The sequence below is a fragment of the Pseudarthrobacter albicanus genome, from assembly GCF_018224015.1.
Taxonomy (GTDB): Bacteria; Actinomycetota; Actinomycetes; order Actinomycetales; family Micrococcaceae; genus Arthrobacter; species Arthrobacter albicanus.
Genome location: NZ_JAGPOT010000010.1, coordinates 21,377 through 38,088, shown reverse-complemented (window position 1 = coordinate 38,088; position 16,712 = coordinate 21,377). Strand labels below are relative to the sequence as shown.

Annotated in this window: 12 protein-coding genes; 8 read left to right on the top strand and 4 right to left on the bottom strand. The window is 67.7% G+C overall.

Annotated elements, in window-relative coordinates; all coding sequences use genetic code 11:
* Window position 1 precedes the first annotated feature (1 nt).
* Both J9611_RS03325 and secA read left to right on the top strand, forming a co-directional pair.
* Complete coding sequence (locus tag J9611_RS03325; protein ID WP_211877701.1) at window positions 2-1,264, top strand: winged helix-turn-helix domain-containing protein; 1,263 nt, start codon at window positions 2-4, stop codon at window positions 1,262-1,264.
* 84 nt (window positions 1,265-1,348) lie between these two features.
* Complete coding sequence (gene secA, locus J9611_RS03320) at window positions 1,349-4,087, top strand: preprotein translocase subunit SecA (RefSeq protein ID WP_211877700.1); 2,739 nt, start codon at window positions 1,349-1,351, stop codon at window positions 4,085-4,087.
* Window positions 4,088-4,288: 201 nt separating this feature from the next.
* Here the strand turns inward: secA and J9611_RS03315 are convergent, their stop codons facing one another.
* Both J9611_RS03315 and J9611_RS03310 read right to left on the bottom strand, forming a co-directional pair.
* On the bottom strand, window positions 4,289-4,732 hold the full coding sequence (locus tag J9611_RS03315; protein ID WP_211877699.1) for an Rv3235 family protein: 444 nt from the start codon (window positions 4,730-4,732) through the stop codon (window positions 4,289-4,291).
* A gap of 119 nt (window positions 4,733-4,851) precedes the next feature.
* Complete coding sequence (locus tag J9611_RS03310; RefSeq protein WP_211877697.1) at window positions 4,852-5,673, bottom strand: LysM peptidoglycan-binding domain-containing protein; 822 nt, start codon at window positions 5,671-5,673, stop codon at window positions 4,852-4,854.
* Window positions 5,674-5,842: 169 nt separating this feature from the next.
* Between J9611_RS03310 and J9611_RS03305 the strand changes: the two genes are divergently transcribed.
* Window positions 5,843-6,412: a hypothetical protein gene (locus tag J9611_RS03305; RefSeq protein WP_211877696.1), complete on the top strand. Its 570-nt coding sequence runs from the start codon at window positions 5,843-5,845 to the stop codon at window positions 6,410-6,412.
* Between the two features lie 289 nt (window positions 6,413-6,701).
* Here the strand turns inward: J9611_RS03305 and J9611_RS03300 are convergent, their stop codons facing one another.
* The gene (locus J9611_RS03300; RefSeq protein WP_211877695.1) at window positions 6,702-6,917 is read right to left on the bottom strand and encodes a helix-turn-helix domain-containing protein; all 216 of its coding nucleotides are present in this window, start codon (window positions 6,915-6,917) and stop codon (window positions 6,702-6,704) included.
* A gap of 155 nt (window positions 6,918-7,072) precedes the next feature.
* Here J9611_RS03300 and J9611_RS03295 point away from each other — a divergent pair, with 155 nt between their 5' ends.
* Genes J9611_RS03295 through J9611_RS03280 form a run of 4 tightly spaced genes read left to right on the top strand, consistent with a single transcriptional unit; the run spans window position 7,073 to window position 15,491 of the window.
* Entirely contained in the window at window positions 7,073-7,717 is a 645-nt protein-coding gene (locus tag J9611_RS03295) for a CpaB family protein (RefSeq protein WP_211877694.1), read from the top strand.
* Entirely contained in the window at window positions 7,714-9,054 is a 1,341-nt protein-coding gene (locus J9611_RS03290; RefSeq protein ID WP_211877693.1) for a CpaE/TadZ family protein, read from the top strand. Before J9611_RS03295 ends, J9611_RS03290 begins: the two co-directional genes overlap by 4 nt.
* A gap of 58 nt (window positions 9,055-9,112) precedes the next feature.
* A complete protein-coding gene (locus J9611_RS03285) occupies window positions 9,113-13,978 on the top strand; it encodes an NAD-glutamate dehydrogenase (protein WP_211877691.1) in 4,866 nt (1,621 codons plus the stop codon).
* A gap of 43 nt (window positions 13,979-14,021) precedes the next feature.
* The gene (locus tag J9611_RS03280) at window positions 14,022-15,491 is read left to right on the top strand and encodes a sensor histidine kinase (RefSeq protein WP_211877689.1); all 1,470 of its coding nucleotides are present in this window, start codon (window positions 14,022-14,024) and stop codon (window positions 15,489-15,491) included.
* 177 nt (window positions 15,492-15,668) lie between these two features.
* Here J9611_RS03280 and J9611_RS03275 read toward each other — a convergent pair whose 3' ends face one another.
* Window positions 15,669-15,917: a WhiB family transcriptional regulator gene (locus J9611_RS03275; protein ID WP_207614664.1), complete on the bottom strand. Its 249-nt coding sequence runs from the start codon at window positions 15,915-15,917 to the stop codon at window positions 15,669-15,671.
* A gap of 237 nt (window positions 15,918-16,154) precedes the next feature.
* Here J9611_RS03275 and J9611_RS03270 point away from each other — a divergent pair, with 237 nt between their 5' ends.
* A complete protein-coding gene (locus tag J9611_RS03270; protein ID WP_372447752.1) occupies window positions 16,155-16,694 on the top strand; it encodes a hypothetical protein in 540 nt (179 codons plus the stop codon).
* The last annotated feature ends 18 nt before the right edge of the window (window positions 16,695-16,712 follow it).

Genomic DNA, 16,712 nt, shown 5'->3' with positions numbered 1-16,712 from the left:
TATGCCGGCACCGCTGAGCCTCGACCAGGCACGGCGGATCGCATTGGCAGCCCAAGGATTGGACAAGGTACGGCCCGCCGGGCCCGTGAGCGCACGGGCGGTGGGCCGTACCTTTGCCCGGCTGCACCTGGTCCAGATCGACTCGGTCAATGTGCTGTCCCGGAGCCATTTCCTTCCGTTTTTCTCCCGGCTCGGAAACTACGACCGCAGCATCCTGGCCCGGATGGCAGCACGCCCGCCGCGCCGGATGATGGAGTACTGGGCGCACGAGGCCAGTTTCATCCGGCCGGACCATTTCCAGGACCTCGTACTGTGGCAAAACCGGAAGTGGGTCGGCGCCTCCGCGATGGACCCGGACGTCCGGAACGCCGTCGCCGCCGGGGTGCTGGACGCCCTGTCAACCGGACGGCCGATGACGGCCGCCGAACTGACGGTGCGGCTCGGCCACGTGGAGGACCGGCTGCGGGACAACTGGGGCTGGAACTGGAATGCCGTCAAGCGGGTCCTGGAACACCTCTTCGAGGAGGGCCTCGTCTCCGCCGACTCCCGGACCGAATCCTTCGAACGCCGCTACACCCTGACCGCCAGGGTCCTGCCCGGCACAGTCCTTCCCGGCACAGCCGGGTCAGCCACGGGCCGGGAGTCGGATCCGGCCGCCGCCATGGACCGGCTGATCGACGCCGCCGCGCAGGCCCACGGGATCGGGACCGTGCGCTGCTTTGCGGACTACTTCCGGACGCCGATGCGGGCAGCCGCCGTTTCCGTGGGGCACCTTGTCGAGGCAGGCAGGCTCCAGCCGGTCGCCGTTGCCGGCTGGGACAGGGCGCTGTACCGTCATGTCGAGGCCAAGCTCCCGCGCACGGCCACCGGGCGGGCCCTGCTCAGTCCGTTCGACTCCCTGGTCTTTGAGCGCCGCCGGCTCGAGGAGCTGTTCGGCTTCCACTACCGGATCGAGATCTACACACCGGAGGCGAAGCGCCGCTTCGGTTATTACGTGCTGCCGTTCCTGCTGCGGGACGGGATCGTGGCACGGGTGGATCTGAAGGCCGACCGGGCCGGCGGCACGCTCCTGGCGAGGGCCGCCCATGCCGAGCCCGGCGCGCCGGCGGACACCGCCGTCGAACTCGCCGCCGAACTGCAGCTCATGGCAGAGTGGCTGGGACTGGACCGCGTCGTCGTCTCCCCGGCAGGTGACCTGGCACCGGCGCTCGCGGAGGCCGTCGCGGAGGCCGTCGCGGGGGCCGCGGCGGCGTATCCGCTCTGAGGGAACAGCGGCCACCGGCCCGGTGTCTCTCCCGTAGACTGAACACGCCAGAATTCGGCAGCTTGAGACTGGGAGCAACTTCACGTGGCATCACTTTTCGAAAAACTTCTCCGCACGGGTGACAAAAAAACCCTGAGGCAGCTGCGGAACTATGCCGATTCCATCAATGCCCTGGAAGCCTCGTTCAAGACCTTCAGCGACGCCGAGCTGCGCGAAGAGACGGACCGCCTCCGCGAGCGGCACGTGGACGGGGAGAAACTGGACGATCTCCTGCCCGAGGCGTTTGCCGCCGTCCGTGAAGCGTCCTCCCGCACCCTCGGCCTGCGCCACTTCGATGTCCAGCTCATGGGCGGCGCCGCCCTGCACCTGGGAAACATCGCCGAGATGAAGACCGGTGAAGGCAAGACCCTCGTGGCCACCGCTCCGGCCTACCTCAATGCCCTCGCCGGCAAAGGCGTGCACGTCATCACCGTCAATGACTACCTCGCCGAATACCAGTCCGACCTCATGGGCCGCGTCTACCGCTTCCTGGGCCTGAGCAGCGGGTGCATCCTGTCCAACCAGGACCCCTCACTGCGCCGCGAGCAGTACGCCGCGGACATCACCTACGGCACCAACAACGAATTCGGCTTCGACTACCTGCGCGACAACATGGCGTGGGACAAGTCCGAGCTCGTCCAGCGCGGCCACCACTTCGCCATCGTCGATGAAGTGGACTCGATCCTCATCGACGAGGCCCGCACGCCGCTCATCATTTCCGGCCCCGCCCAGGGCGACACGAACCGCTGGTACAGCGAATTCGCCAAGGTGGTCACGCGCCTGGCGCCGGAGACCGACTACGAGGTCGACGAGAAGAAGCGCACCGTCGGCGTGCTGGAGGCCGGCATCGAAAAAGTCGAGGACTACCTCGGCATCCACAACCTGTACGAGTCCGCCAACACCCCGCTGATCGGCTTCCTGAACAACGCCATCAAGGCCAAGGAACTGTTCAAGCGCGACAAGGACTACGTCATCCTCGACGGCGAGGTGCTGATCGTCGACGAGCACACCGGACGCATCCTTGCCGGCCGGCGCTACAACGAAGGCATGCACCAGGCGATCGAGGCCAAGGAGGCCGTCGAGATCAAGGCCGAAAACCAGACCCTCGCCACTGTGACCCTGCAGAACTACTTCCGCATGTACGGCAAGCTCGCAGGCATGACCGGCACGGCCGAGACCGAGGCCGCAGAGTTCATGAGCACCTACAAACTCGGCGTCGTCGCGATCCCCACCAACAAGGACATGACGCGCATCGACCAGGCCGACCTTGTCTACAAGAATGAGGCCGTCAAGTTCGAGGCCGTGGTCCAGGACATTGCCGAACGGCACGAAAAGGGCCAGCCGGTCCTTGTGGGCACCACAAGCGTCGAGAAGAGCGAGTACCTGTCCCGGCTGCTGGCCAAGGAAGGCGTCCGGCACGAGGTCCTGAACGCCAAGAACCACGCCCGTGAAGCGGCCATCGTGGCCCAGGCCGGCCGCAAGGCCGCAGTGACTGTCGCCACCAACATGGCCGGCCGCGGTACCGACATCATGCTCGGCGGCAACGCCGAATTCACCGCCGTCGCCGATCTGGCAAAGCGCGGACTGGACCCGGAGGAAAACTCCGAAGACTACGAGGCCGCCTGGCCCGCCGCCTTCGAAGCCGCCAAGCAGGCGGTCAAGGACGAACACGAGGAAGTCCTCAACCTCGGCGGCCTGTATGTCCTGGGTACGGAACGGCATGAGTCCCGCCGCATCGACAACCAGCTCCGCGGCCGCTCCGGCCGCCAGGGCGATCCCGGCGAGTCCCGGTTCTACCTGTCCCTGACCGACGACCTGATGCGCCTGTTCAACTCCGGCGCCGCGGAGCGGCTCATGAACAGCTCCGTACCGGACGACGTCGCGCTCGAATCCAAGCTCGTCTCACGCGCCATCGCCTCGGCGCAGGGCCAGGTGGAGGGCCGCAACGCCGAGCAGCGCAAGAACGTCCTCAAGTACGACGACGTCCTCAACCGCCAGCGCGAAGCCATCTACGGCGACCGCCGCCGCATCCTCGAAGGCGACGACCTCCACGAGAAGGTCCAGTTCTTCCTGGAAGACACCATCACTGCCTTCATCGACGAGGCCACCGCGGATGGCACCGGCGACGACTGGGACTTCAACCTGCTGTGGTCCAACCTCAAGACGCTGTACCCGGTGAGTTTCACGCCGCGCGACGTGATCGACGAGGCCGGCGGGAAGTCCCGGATCACCGTTGAATTCCTCAAGGAAGAGATCCTCTCCGACGCCCGCCTGGTCTACCAGGCACGCGAAGAGGCGATCGGCTCCGATAGCATGCGCGAGCTCGAGCGCAGGGTCGTCCTGTCCGTGATCGGCCGCAAGTGGCAGGAACACCTCTATGAGATGGACTACCTGAAGGAAGGCATCGGCCTGCGGGCGATGGCCCAGCGTGATCCGCTCGTGGAGTACCAGCGCGAAGGCTTCATCATGTTCCAGGCGATGATGGAGGCCATCCGCGAGGAAAGCGTCGGCTTCCTGTTCAACCTGGAGGTCGAGGTGACCCCTGCCGAGGACGTGGTCTTCGCAGACGCCGCAGGCCAGCATACGGAGCACCACGAGCCGCAGATCCACGCCTCCGGACTCGAAGCCCCCGAGAAGCCCGCCCAGCTGCAATACACCGCCCCCGGCGAGGACGGCGCCGCCGAGACCCGCATCGAGACGAAGAACCAGGGACGCTCCGGCAACCCGGCGAAGGCTGCAGCGCAGGACACCCCCCGCCGCAGTGCCAGGAAGAAGCGGCGCTGAGCCGCGGCTGACTCCTGCCCGCGCGGCAGCCATGAAGGAGGACCGGAACGCTTTGTCCCGGTCCTCCTTCATGCAACTGCCTCCTTCCCTGCTTCCCCGGGGCCCCCAGCCGGGCCCTGCTGTTCCCCCAGCACGGCTTCCGGCGCGCCGTGACCGCGCTGTGACCGCGCGCTTTGACCAGCGGCGCCGGCGGACCGGCCCTTAGCCGATCTCCAGGACGGTGATGCGCCAGACCAGCCTGCTGCGCTCAAGCCGCAGGGCGACCGCCCGGACCCGCCATTCATCGACGACGACGGCGCTGGCCTCGTAAACGTCCGGGGACACCTGGCAGGCCCGGACCGTGCGGACGGAGGGGTTCCGGTGCAGCCGTCCAGCAGCCGGCGAACTTCCGGACGCCACGCTGCGGGTCAGGGCGGCCCGATGCTGCAAGGCCACCAGGCACCGCTGGTCAAGGCGCCGGGCAAGCTGCTGCGCCGGCCGGGTCCCGGCCAGGACTTCGATCGCGGCCTGCACGGTGCTGCGGGAGATGGCGCAGATTTCGCGGCCCTCATCAACCACCCGCAGGCGCGGGGGCGGGACCGCCGAAACCGGATCCGGTGAAACGGGGGCAGCCGCGCCTGCGCGGATCCCTGTCATTGCGCTCATGGTGCTTCCTTTGCCTGGTTGTGGTTGTTCGTACATGTCGTGGTGGCTGCTGTGTTTTGCTGCTGGGCTGCCGTGCGCGGCAGCCCTTGGCAACTGTCCTGCGCGCTTCCCGGGCGCCGTCAGGTGCGGGGCGGGAGCCGCAGGACCTGTCCCGGAATCAGGACATCGGGGTTCTCTCCGATGACGGACCGGTTGGCCTGGTACAGCCGCGGCCATTCGGCGGCGATGTCGACGTCGGACGCGTGCGCTCCCAGCACCGCGGCCGAAAGGCTCCACAGCGAATCCCCGGCCCGGACGGTGACTTCCCCGTGGGCCGCCGCGGGCTCCTGGGGCCGAAGCTGGCGGGACGCGAGCGGACCGGGCTCGACGACGGGGCGCAGCGGCTTCCATTGCGGATCCGCCACCGGACCGCCGGCAATGGGTGGCGGTTCGGGGACCGCCGGTGCCGGGACGGCCGGGTCGGGGTATTCCGCGAACCATTCGACCGGCGTCGGGGTCCATGCCGCGGAAACCGCGGTCCCCGGGGACGAGCCGGTGCCGGGCAGGCTCGGCGGGGTTGCCGCGGTGGCCAGCTGTGCGGTGATGAGCTGGAGCCCGACGGCGGCCAGGGCCAGGCGGCGCATGAAGCCGGGGCTGAACCGGCCGGCAGTCGCGGCGGCCCGGGTCTTTCCGCCACGCTCCAGCAGGGCCGCCGCGAAGGCGATCATCATCGTCATCACCCACCAGGTGATGACGATGAGGCCCGACAGGGTGGAAACGATTCCGAGCTGGTCTTCAAACGACAGGGACTGCTGCCGCGCCGAAGAGGACCGCCAGCGCTGCACGAGGCTGTTTCCGGTAGCTGCCAGGAAAAAGCCCAGCAGCAGGATCACGGCGGCCATCGCCGCGTCCGCCCGCAGGAGGCCCCTCGGCCCGGTTTTCAGGGGTTCCGTTGTGACCATGAGGCTGCCTCCACCATCGGATCTCGAACATCATTTGATGCTGTTTGATATTGTTTGATGCTGTTCGAGCTAATTTGACTGCATTTAATAGGTTTTGTCCAGAGAGGAAGTGGACGGGGATGAAAGCAGCGGGATTGACCGCCCCGGCACCCGGGCCTACGCTGGCGGCATGCGTTGGGACGCCCTGTTTGAGGACATGGAGGCACAGCTGGCCGCCGGCGAGCGGCTGGACTTTGACGCGGAAGTGGCGGAGAGGACGCGGGCGGACGCGGCGGCAGTGGAACTGGCGGACCGCCTCCGCGGTTCATTGGGACTGAGGATCGGCATCCACCTCGCGTCCGGGACCCTGTTCGAGGGGGTCCTGAGCCACGTCGGAAGCCAGTCGATGGTGCTCGACGAGCCACGTCACCAGATGCTCATTCCCCAGGCGTCGGCGGTGCGGTATACCGGGCTCTCCCGGCTCGCCGTGACGGAGCATTCCATGGTCCGTCAGCGCCTCGGCCTGGCCAGTTCGTTGCGCGCATTGTCCAGGGACCGGGCCAGCCTGACCGTGCTGGTCGCCCGGGGTCCGGCCGAGGCGGTGCTCCACGGCGTGATCGACCGGGTCGGGCAAGATTTCCTGGATCTGGCCCTGACCCACGCGGGCGAGGACCGCCGTGCGGCCAATGTCCGCCAGACGGCCACCATACCGTTCGCAGCCCTGGCCGGCCTCAGGTCCTCCCGCGGGGCAGACAGCTAGTGGTCATCTTCGGTAATTCGTCGCTGGTTCGTCGGGGTTCAGGGCCACGCGGACGGGGGTAGAGACCGCAGGCGGTGTCGCGCAAGGCCATCACCGGCGGCGATTTCAAGGACCTTGACCTGCAGTGCGGGCGCGCGGCCGCCGGACAGGACATGCCCCGCGCCGGGGCCGACATATTCCGGTTATGCCCGGCCCCGGGCGCGAGCACTGGACATGTCCTCCCGGCGCCAGGCCGGGTCCACGAGAAAATCCGGGGCTCGGGCCGCGAGGGCGGCCGTGCCCCTGCCGCTCAGCCGGACTTGGACTTGGCCTCTTCGATCATCCGGCTCGCCTCGGCGTAGCGCTCCTGGATGTACTGCTCCAGCATGGTCTCCTCAACGCGCCACTGGCCGCGTCCGCCCACCTGGATCGCCTTGAGCTCCCCGCTGCGTACCAGCGCGTAAGCAGCGGGAGAGTTGATCTGGAGCTGCTCGGCAACGTCTGCGAGGGTCAGGAATCGGGGCATGACACCATTTTGCCACCGTTGGCGTCCTCCGGAGGGGTTATCCACAATTTGCAGCGGATGACCCGCAGACATCTTCCGTTCGGGCCGCGTGGCGGCAACAATGAGGGAGCCCGGCACCGACGGCCCGGGCCGCGACTACAGGGGGAGCAGGGCGCATGAGCGTGAACGCGGTGGCGGACGGAGCCCGGCTGAAGAAGCCATCGTGGAAAGACCCCCGTCTCCTCGTCGGGATTCTGCTCGTTCTCGCCTCGGTGGCCGGCGTCATCTCGCTCGTGGGCGCAGCGGACCAGACCACCGAGGCCTACGCCGCGAGGGAACCGATCGCAGTCGGCGAGAAGCTGACCACGGACAAGCTGCACCGGGTCAAGGTCCGCCTCGGCGACGTCGAGGAGCACTATCTGACGCCGGAGACCGGACTGGGCGAGGGGCTTGTCGCTGTCCAGCGGATCGGCAAGGACCAGCTGCTCCCGCGCGAGAGCCTGGGACAGGCCGACGGGCTCGGACGCAAACCCGTGGCGGTCACGATTGACGAAAGCCTGCCGGCCCAGGCCGTGCCGGGTTCGCGGGTGGACGTCTGGGTCGCCCTCCCGGATACGCGGAACGGCTTCGGCCAGCCGGCGCTGCTGCTGCCGGGGGCGGAGATCGCGCAGCTCACCCCGGGCAGCACCGCCCTGGGCTCCTCCCGGTCCACCGTTGTCATGGTGCTCGTTCCGGACAGCCAGATGCCGAACCTGCTGGGGGCACAGGCGAACAAGGCCAAGATCTCCGTCGTCTGGAATCCGGGAGGTGTGTCGCGATGAGCATCCCGGTCGTGACCGTCGGGCACACCCGCGAGGACCTGGTCGGTGGACTTGAACGCCTCCACGGACCGGTGTCCGTGGTCCGCAGATGCGGCGAACTCGCGGAGCTGCTCGCGGCCTGCCAAAGCGGGCTGGCCCGCGCCGCCGTCGTCGCGGCGGGCAGCGAGGAACTGACGGCGTCACTGGTTGACCGGCTCTCCGCCGTCGGAGTAGTTGTCGTGGCCCTGACGGAGGACCCCAGGGAGATGGCCCGGCTCCGCGGGATCGGCGTCGCGACCGAGTTGCCGGGGGTCCCTGCCGCGGCACTTGCCGCCCGCATCTCGGGGGCCGTGGCCCAGCTGAGCGGAGCCGGGCCGCGGCCGTGGCCGGCAGTGGACAGTGCCGTCTCGGACAGTGCCTTCCAGGTGCCCGGGGAGGGAACCCGGCCGGCGGCGGACGGTGCCGACGGCGGCCCGGGCGGCACGCCTGCCCGCGCCGGGAAGGGGCAGATCATCGCTGTCTGGGGCCCTGCCGGTTCGCCGGGCAGGACCCTGGTGGCCGCGAACATCGCCGGGGAGCTGGCCGCGGACGGCAAATCGGTGCTGCTGGTCGATGCCGACAGCTACGGCGCCAGTGTGGCAGCCATGCTGGGGCTGCTGGATGAGGCAGCCGGGGTGGCCCAGGCCTGCCGGCTGGCGGACCAGGGACTGCTCGACGGCGACGCACTGCTCAGGATCGCCGCGCCCGTGGCCACGAGGTCGGGGACCTTCCGGGTGCTGACCGGCATCACCCGGGCGGACCGGTGGACCGAACTCCGGGCCGCCGCACTCTCGCTCGTCCTGGAGCGGGCGCGGGAGATCGCGGACGTGACGGTGGTGGACACCGGTTTTTGCCTGGAGGCCGATGAAGAGCTGAGCTTTGACACGATGGCGCCGCGCCGGAACGCCGCAACGCTGAGGAGCCTGGAAATGGCAGATACCGTTTTTGCCGTGGGATCGGCCGATTCCCTCGGCGTGCCTAGGCTCGTCCGGGGGCTGGCCGAGCTGGAAACCGCGGTCCCGCAGGCGTCCCCGACAGTCGTGCTGAACAAGGTCCGGGCCTCCGCAGTGGGACGGTCCCCGGAGCGGCAACTGCGGGATGCGTGGGAACGCTACGGCCCGGGGCCGGCGCTGTCCGCCTTCCTTCCGGCAGACCCCGCGGCGAGCGACGCGGCCTTGCTCTCCGGTTCCCTGCTGCTGGAGTCAGCCCCGGAATCAGCCCTCCGGAAAGCCATCGCAAAACTGGTTTGTGCACCCGCACAGCGAAATCGTGAATCCTCTGTCTTTACTTCCAGAGCAAAGCGCCGGGCAAAGGGTTAGGGTCGATTTAAGGTCGCAAAGAGGCGGCCATCTACTGCTTTTATGGAGGCGTTTGTCGATGTCGTCTGGGTCCAGCGTGGAGGATCACCCCGTTTCGATCAGTGCCGGTGAGGGCTACCTCCAGGATTATTACGAGCACCTCCCGGAAGAGGATTCCCGGGGCTATGCCCAGGAAACCCTGGCCGCAAGGGCACAGGCCCACCTCCGGGTCGCCACCAAACGGCTCCCGGGAATTGCCAATATTTCCATCATCGATGAGGGCGACTGCAGCGTCGTTTACGTCGTCACCGATGACATGCCCTTCCTGGTGGACTCGGTCAACGCGGAACTGGTCCGGCAGCAGGCGCCCATCCACCTGGTGCTGCACCCGCTGTTCGTGGTGGCGCGCAACCGTGAGGGCGGCGGACTGGTCAAAGTCTCGCGCGTGCCCTCCCATCTGGGCATCTCCAGCGGAGACACCGCGGCGATGCCCAACCTCTCCCACCTGATCGCCCAGGGCGACAACGCCTCCCACATGGAGTCCTGGATCGCCGTCGAAATCGACCGCGTCGACGAGGGCAAGCGCGCCAGGCTGCTTGACGGTATCCGGCATGTGCTCAGCAACGTCCGCGCCGCCGTCGAGGACTGGCCCAGGATGCGCACCAAGGCGCTCGAGATCGCCGCTGACCTGGACAAGGTGTCCAACCCGGCGCAGATCGCCGAACTGCGCCAGGCCCAGGACCTGCTGCGCTGGCTGGACGATGGAAACTTCACCTTCCTCGGCTACCGTGAATACGATCTCGTCAACGTGGCCGGCGAGGACGTGCTGGAACCCCGGGATGACAGCGGCCTCGGCCTGCTCCGCGGCGGCACCAGCACGCCGCACCAAATCCAGCACCTCACCTCGGCAGGCCGGAAAAAGGCCCGCGAGAAGCGTGCGCTCGTGATCACGAAGGCCAACTCCCGCTCCACGGTGCACCGGCCGGCGTACCTGGACTATGTCGGGGTCAAGAGTTTCGACGCCGCCGGCAACGTCAACGGTGAGCGCCGCTTCATCGGCCTCTTCGCCACGAGCGCCTACGCCGGCTCCGTCCGCGATATCCCCGTGGTCCGCGAGAAGGTCGCCACAGTGCTGAACGACGCCGGCTTCCCGCCGGATTCGCACTCGGGCAAGGATCTGCTGGGCATCCTCGAGACCTACCCCCGCGATGAGCTGTTCCAGATCGAGATTCCCGACCTCGAGGCCACCACCACCGGCATCCAGCGGCTGCAGGAACGCCGCCGGACCCGCCTCTTCCTCCGGCCCGATATTTACGGCAGGTTCATGTCGGCCGTCGTCTATCTGCCCCGCGACCGCTACACCACAAATGTGCGCCTGCGCATCGAGCAGGAACTGCGGGAAACCTTCAACGCCGTGTCCATCGACTACGAGGCCCGGATGACCGAATCCGCGCTCGCCCGGCTGTTCTTCCGGATCCGGCTGCCCAAGGACGCGGACGTCAGCAACGTCAACAGCGACGAGCTGGAGACGCGGCTGGTCCGGGCCGCACGCTCCTGGAGCGAGGGCATCGCCGAGGTCCTGCGCGCCCGGGCCGAGAACGGCGGTGCCGAGGATTCCAAGGAACTCGCAGCCATCTGGGCCGAAGCCTTCCCGGAAAGCTACCGCGTCGGCTACGAAGTGGAAGACGCCCTGGAAGACATCGCGCGCTTCGAGAAATACGGCGCGGCGGCCGAACGGGCCGGGGAAACCGTCAAGGAGATGCCCGGCGTCCACGTGTACCTTCCGGAAGGTGCCGGCGCGACGCTCGAGGAGGACGCGCGCGTCAAGCTCTACATGCTGGAGCCCAAGAGCCTGAGCCAGATCCTGCCCTATTTCCACAATCTCGGCCTCGAGGTCCTCGACGAGCGTCCCTTCGAGATCGAAACCTCGGACGACCGTGACTTCTTCCTCTACGATCTCGGCCTGAAATACCCGGCCGGGGTGGATCCCCTGAGCACCGGGCAGCTGCTCGGGGATTCCTTCGGGGCAGCCGTGTCCGGTGTCGTGGAGTCGGACAGCTTCGACCGGCTGGTGCTGCGCGAGGGGATGCACTGGCGCCAGGTGATCGTGCTGCGCGCCTACGCCAAGTACATGCGCCAGATGGGCAACACCAACTCCTTCGGGTTCATGTCGGACACCCTGCTGGCGAACCCCGATGTGACGCGCGGGCTGACCGCCCTGTTCGCGGCACGCTTCGATCCCGCGCTGGACGACGCCGAGCGCGCGCTCAAGCAGGACGAGGTCCGGACCGGACTGGACGCCGCCATCGAACAGGTCGCAACCCTCGATGCCGACCGGGTGCTGCGCACCTTCAGGAACCTCATCCAGGCGACGCTGCGGACCAACTACTTCCAGAACAAGACGCACGTCAGCTTCAAGCTCAATCCTGCCCTCATCGAGGGGCTGCCGTTCCCGCGGCCCATGTTCGAGATCTGGGTCTACGCGCCCCGGGTCGAGGGCGTACACCTGCGCTTCGGCAAGGTGGCCCGCGGCGGGCTGCGATGGTCGGACCGGCGCGAGGATTTCCGCACCGAGATCCTCGGCCTGGTCAAGGCGCAGACCGTCAAGAACGCCGTGATCGTTCCCACCGGAGCCAAGGGCGGCTTCTTCGCGAAGAAGCTCCCGGACCCGGCAGCGGACCGGGCCGCCTGGATGGCCGAGGGCGTCGATTGCTACAAAACCTTCATCCGCGGGCTCCTGGACATCACGGACAACCTCGTCACGACGGCGGAGGGCGAGACGGTCGTCCCGCCGGCCGGCGTCGTCCGGCACGACGACGACGATTCCTACCTCGTCGTGGCGGCCGACAAGGGAACGGCGTCCTTCTCCGACATCGCCAACGGGCTGGCCGCGGAATACGGCTTCTGGCTCGGCGACGCCTTCGCCTCCGGCGGATCGGTGGGCTATGACCACAAGGCCATGGGCATCACCGCACGCGGCGCCTGGGAATCGGTCAAGCGCCACTTCAGCGAACTGGACCTCGACACGCAGTCGGAACCGTTCACGGTGGTGGGGGTGGGCGACATGTCCGGCGACGTCTTCGGCAACGGCATGCTGCTCTCGAAGCACATCCGCCTGCTGGCCGCGTTCGACCACCGGCACATCTTCCTCGACCCGGCCCCGGACGAGGCCGTGTCCTTCGCGGAGCGCCGGCGGCTCTTCGAGCTGCCCCGGTCATCCTGGGATGACTACGACAAGTCACTGATCAGCGCGGGCGGCGGCGTGTACGCGCGCCAGGCGAAGACCATCCCCGTCTCGGAGCAGGTCAGGGCTGCCCTGGGACTGCCGGACGGCACCACTCAGCTCAGCCCGCCCGAACTGCTGCGCGCGATTCTGCTGGCCCCGGCCGACCTGCTCTACAACGGCGGCATCGGCACCTATGTGAAGGCCGGCACCGAATCCAATGCCGAGGTCGGCGACAAGGCCAATGACTCCATCCGCGTCGACGGGCGCCAGCTCCGGGTCAAGGTCGTCGGTGAAGGCGGAAACCTCGGCATGACGCAGCGCGGGCGCATCGAGGCTGCGCTGCAGGGCGTCATCCTCAACACCGATGCGATCGACAACTCGGCCGGCGTGGACTGCTCCGACCATGAGGTCAACATCAAGATCTTCGTGGACCGGATGGTGGCGGCGGGCAAGCTGGGCCCGGCCGAGCGTGCGCAGTTCCTGTCATCGATGACCGACGAAGTCGGCCGGCTGGTGCTTGAGGACAACATCGACCAGAACATCCTGCTGCTCAACGACCGGATGCGGGTATCCGAGTGGAGCCCCAGCTATGAGCGGCTCATGGACTGGCTGGATAAGTCAGCCGACCTGAAGCGGGAGCTCGAGGCGCTGCCCAGCACCGAGACGCTGCGCGAGCGCCTGGACCAGGGCCAGGGCCTGACGTCCCCGGAGCTCTCGGTGCTGGCGGCCTACGCCAAGATCGAGCTTGCCACCGCGCTGCGGGACAGCGACCTTGCCGAGGACCCGTGGTTCCGCGCGACGCTCCGGGACTACTTCCCGAAGCAGCTGCGGGAACGGTTCGACGCCGAGCTGGACACCCACCCGCTGCGCCGGGAAATCATCGCGACCGTCGTGGCGAACGACATGATCAACCTGGGCGGCATCACCTTCGCGTTCCGGGCCATGGAGGAGACCTCGGCCACCGAGGCCGCCGTCGCCAAGGCCTTCGTGGCGCTCCGCGAGGTCTACGAGCTGGACATCATGGTCGCGGAACTGAACGAGCTGCCGGCGTCGTTCCCGACCGAACACTGGAGCACCGTCCACCTGGACATCCGGCGGCTCCTGGACCGGGCAGTCCGCTGGCTGCTCAGCCAGGGCAACACCGCCCGTCCGATCGCGGAGATCGTGGCGGAGTTCAAGCCGCTGATGGACCCCATGCGGGCCCGGCTGCTGGACTATCTGCGTGGCGACGACCATGCCAGGGTGGCCGCATGGCTCGAGAAGGCGCGGGGCTGGGAACTGCCGGAAGACCTGGCACACCGGTGGGCGGAGCTGTTCGAGAGCTTCGTGCTGCTGGATATCGCCAAGATCGTCCGCGTCAGCCCCGAGCCCGTGGAAGACATCGCCCATGTCTACTACACGGTGTTCAACCGCTTCCACGCCGATTCCCTGCTCGAACGCATCACGAAGCTGCCGAGGAAGGACCGCTGGCAGGCCCTGGCCCGTGCGGCCCTCCGCGACGACCTGTACTCCACTGTCCTGGACATGACGACGGCGGTGCTGGAGTCGACCCCTGCGGGGACGCCTGCCGAAGAACGGCTGCTGGCGTGGGAGGGCCAGAACATCGAGCAGCTGGGCCGCGCCCAGAGCATGTTCGACGAGGTCAACGCCCTCGAAGCGGATGACATGGCCTCGCTGTCTGTAGCATTGAGGCTCTTGAGGTCAATCGTCCGACGCTAGGGTGGCATCCCGCTGCCCGCCGTGCGTCGCAAATGGAGGTGCTGTGGCTATCTTTACGGACCCTATCAGGGAGCATGCTGATTTCGGGCCGGGGGATGCCGAGTGGCTGCACCTGCTGGTCGGCGACTGGCAGATGGTCGCCGACCTTGCCTTCGCCGACCTGGCGCTGTGGTTTCCGCACCCTGAGCTCGGCTACGTGGCGCTGGCCCACGTCCGCCCCTCCACCACGCATACGGTGTTCCACGCCGACTTCGTGGGGGAGGGGATCAGGTCGGACCTGTTGCCGCTGGTCGAGAAGGCATGGGGGAGCCGCATGATCGAGCGCTCCAACGAGACCAACTGGAGCAGCGACATGGCCCTGCGGGTGGAGGCCGTGCCGATGGTCCGCAACGGCCGGACGCTCGCGATCGTGACCTCCCACATGGATCTCTCCAGCTCGCGGATGCCGTCACGGCTCGAGCTCACCTACCGGCAGTGTGCCTATGATCTGCTGCGCATGGGCACGCTCGGGCTGTGGCCCGACTTCGCCTCGCCCACGGGGTCGCGCCGCGGCGCGCCGCGCGTGGGTGACGGCCTGATCAGGCTCGACGCCGAGGGGATCGTCCAGTATGCGAGCCCCAACGGCGTCTCTGCCTTCCGCCGCCTCGGCGACGGCGAGTCCCTCGAGGGCAGGTCCCTGGCCGAAGTGACCGCCGGGCTCCTGAAGGACAGGCGCATGGTGGACGAAACGCTGCCCCTCGTGGTCACCGGCCGGATGCCGTGGCGGAGCGAAATCGAATCCCGCGGGGTCAGTCTGTCCCTGCGGGCGATTCCCCTGCGCGACGAGCAGCAGCGGTTCGGGGCGCTTGTCCTCTGCCGCGACGTCTCCGAGCTGCGGCGCCGGGAAATGGAACTGGTCACGAAGGACGCCACGATCCGCGAGATCCACCACCGCGTCAAGAACAACCTGCAGACCGTCGCGGCCCTGCTGCGCATGCAGTCGCGGCGCATGGTCAGCGACGAGGCGAAGCAGGGGCTCGAGCAGGCCATGCGGCGCGTGGCGACCATCGCGCTGGTGCACGAGACGCTGTCCCAGGGGCTGGCGCAGAGCGTCGACTTCGACGAGCTGATCGGGCGGCAGTTCCGGCTCTCAGCCGAAGTCGCCTCGCCGTCGCAGCAGGTCAAGACGCAGCGCTCGGGGCTGTTCGGCGAACTGCCGAGCGACTTCGCGACCCCGCTGGCACTGGTCATCAACGAACTGGTGACCAACGCCGTCGAGCATGGGCTGGAAGGGCGGACCGGCACGGTCTGGCTGATTGCCGACCGCTCTGAAAGCGAAGCCGGCGAGGAGCTGCTCACGGTGACGGTGGAGGACGACGGCGTGGGCCTCCCCGAAACGCCCTACACGGAGGGGCTGGGCCTGCAGATTGTCCGCACGCTGGTGACCAGTGAGCTGGGCGGGACCATCGCGTGGAAGGCCCGGGAGGGCAACGGAACCGCAGTCCAGATTGTCCTGAGCCTGGCCACCCGCTGAGCGGGCCGCCCGCTGAGCGGATAATTTTCGGGTAATGTCCCGGTGATTTAACGGGCAATGACTTAACGGGGCGGTGATTTAACGGGCAATGGCCGCGGACCAGATGGTCCGCGGCCATTGCTGCCTACTGCCGAAGCCGAACGGGAATTGGCCGTTCGGGCCTTGAACCGGAGAGGATCAGGAGGCGCGGCGGGCCCGTGCGGCACGGCGCTTCAGCGCACGGCGCTCGTCCTCGCTCATACCGCCCCAGACGCCAGCATCCTGGCCGGATTCGAGGGCCCATTGGAGGCATGTGTCAATGACGGGGCAGCGCCGGCAGACGCTTTTTGCTTCTTCGATCTGCAGGAGCGCGGGACCGGTGTTGCCTACGGGGAAAAACAGCTCCGGGTCCTTGTCAAGGCACGCTGCGCGGTTACGCCAATCCATGCTGATGTGTCACTCCATTCGTGGGAACGCGTTAACTGCCTTTGTGAAATTATTCACTAAAGGCTTCATAAGAAAGGGGCCCTTGGGGCCCCTCGGTCATCTGGATTAAGCGTGTCATGTTAACGCCCCGTAAACAAGGGGTAATTGACTGCAAGATGCCGTGGGATCGTGAGCGATGCATCACATTGAGTGGCCGCGGCCGCACATTTAGTCGACTATGTCCGGTAGGGTGCCAGTGTGTCAAGACCCCCGGTGAACGCCTCCGATCCTGCCGATGATTCCGCGGACGGGGCCCCCGGTGTGCCCGGGGACAAAGCGGCAGATGTGCCCCCCGGCGTGCCGGCGGGAGTACCCGGCGGCGGTCCGCCCGCCGAGGTAGCCGCCCGGCCCGCCGGCGTCCTGGTCATCTCCATCATTGTTTCCCTTGAAGCAACAGCACTGCTGGCCGCGGCTCTCTGGTACGGAATCCAGCTCCTGACAGGGGCTCCGGTGCTCTCGTTCTGGGGCGCCGTTTTCACTTTGGGGCTGCTGCTGGCGTTTGCCGCCTGGCTCATGGCCGTGGCCCGCTTCCTCTTCCGGGGCTACCGCTGGCCCAGGGCCGGCGCCCTCGTGGCCCAACTCTTCGCACTCACGATCGGCTTCCCGACCCTGACCGGCGGGTACCCCCTGGCGGGGCTGGCCATGCTGCTGCCGGCCGCCGCGGCGATAGTGCTGCTGTTCGACAAACGCGTCATTGCCTTCGCTGCCAGGGCTGGCGGCGCGCCGCCAGCCCTGTAGCGGAGTCATCGCAGCCCC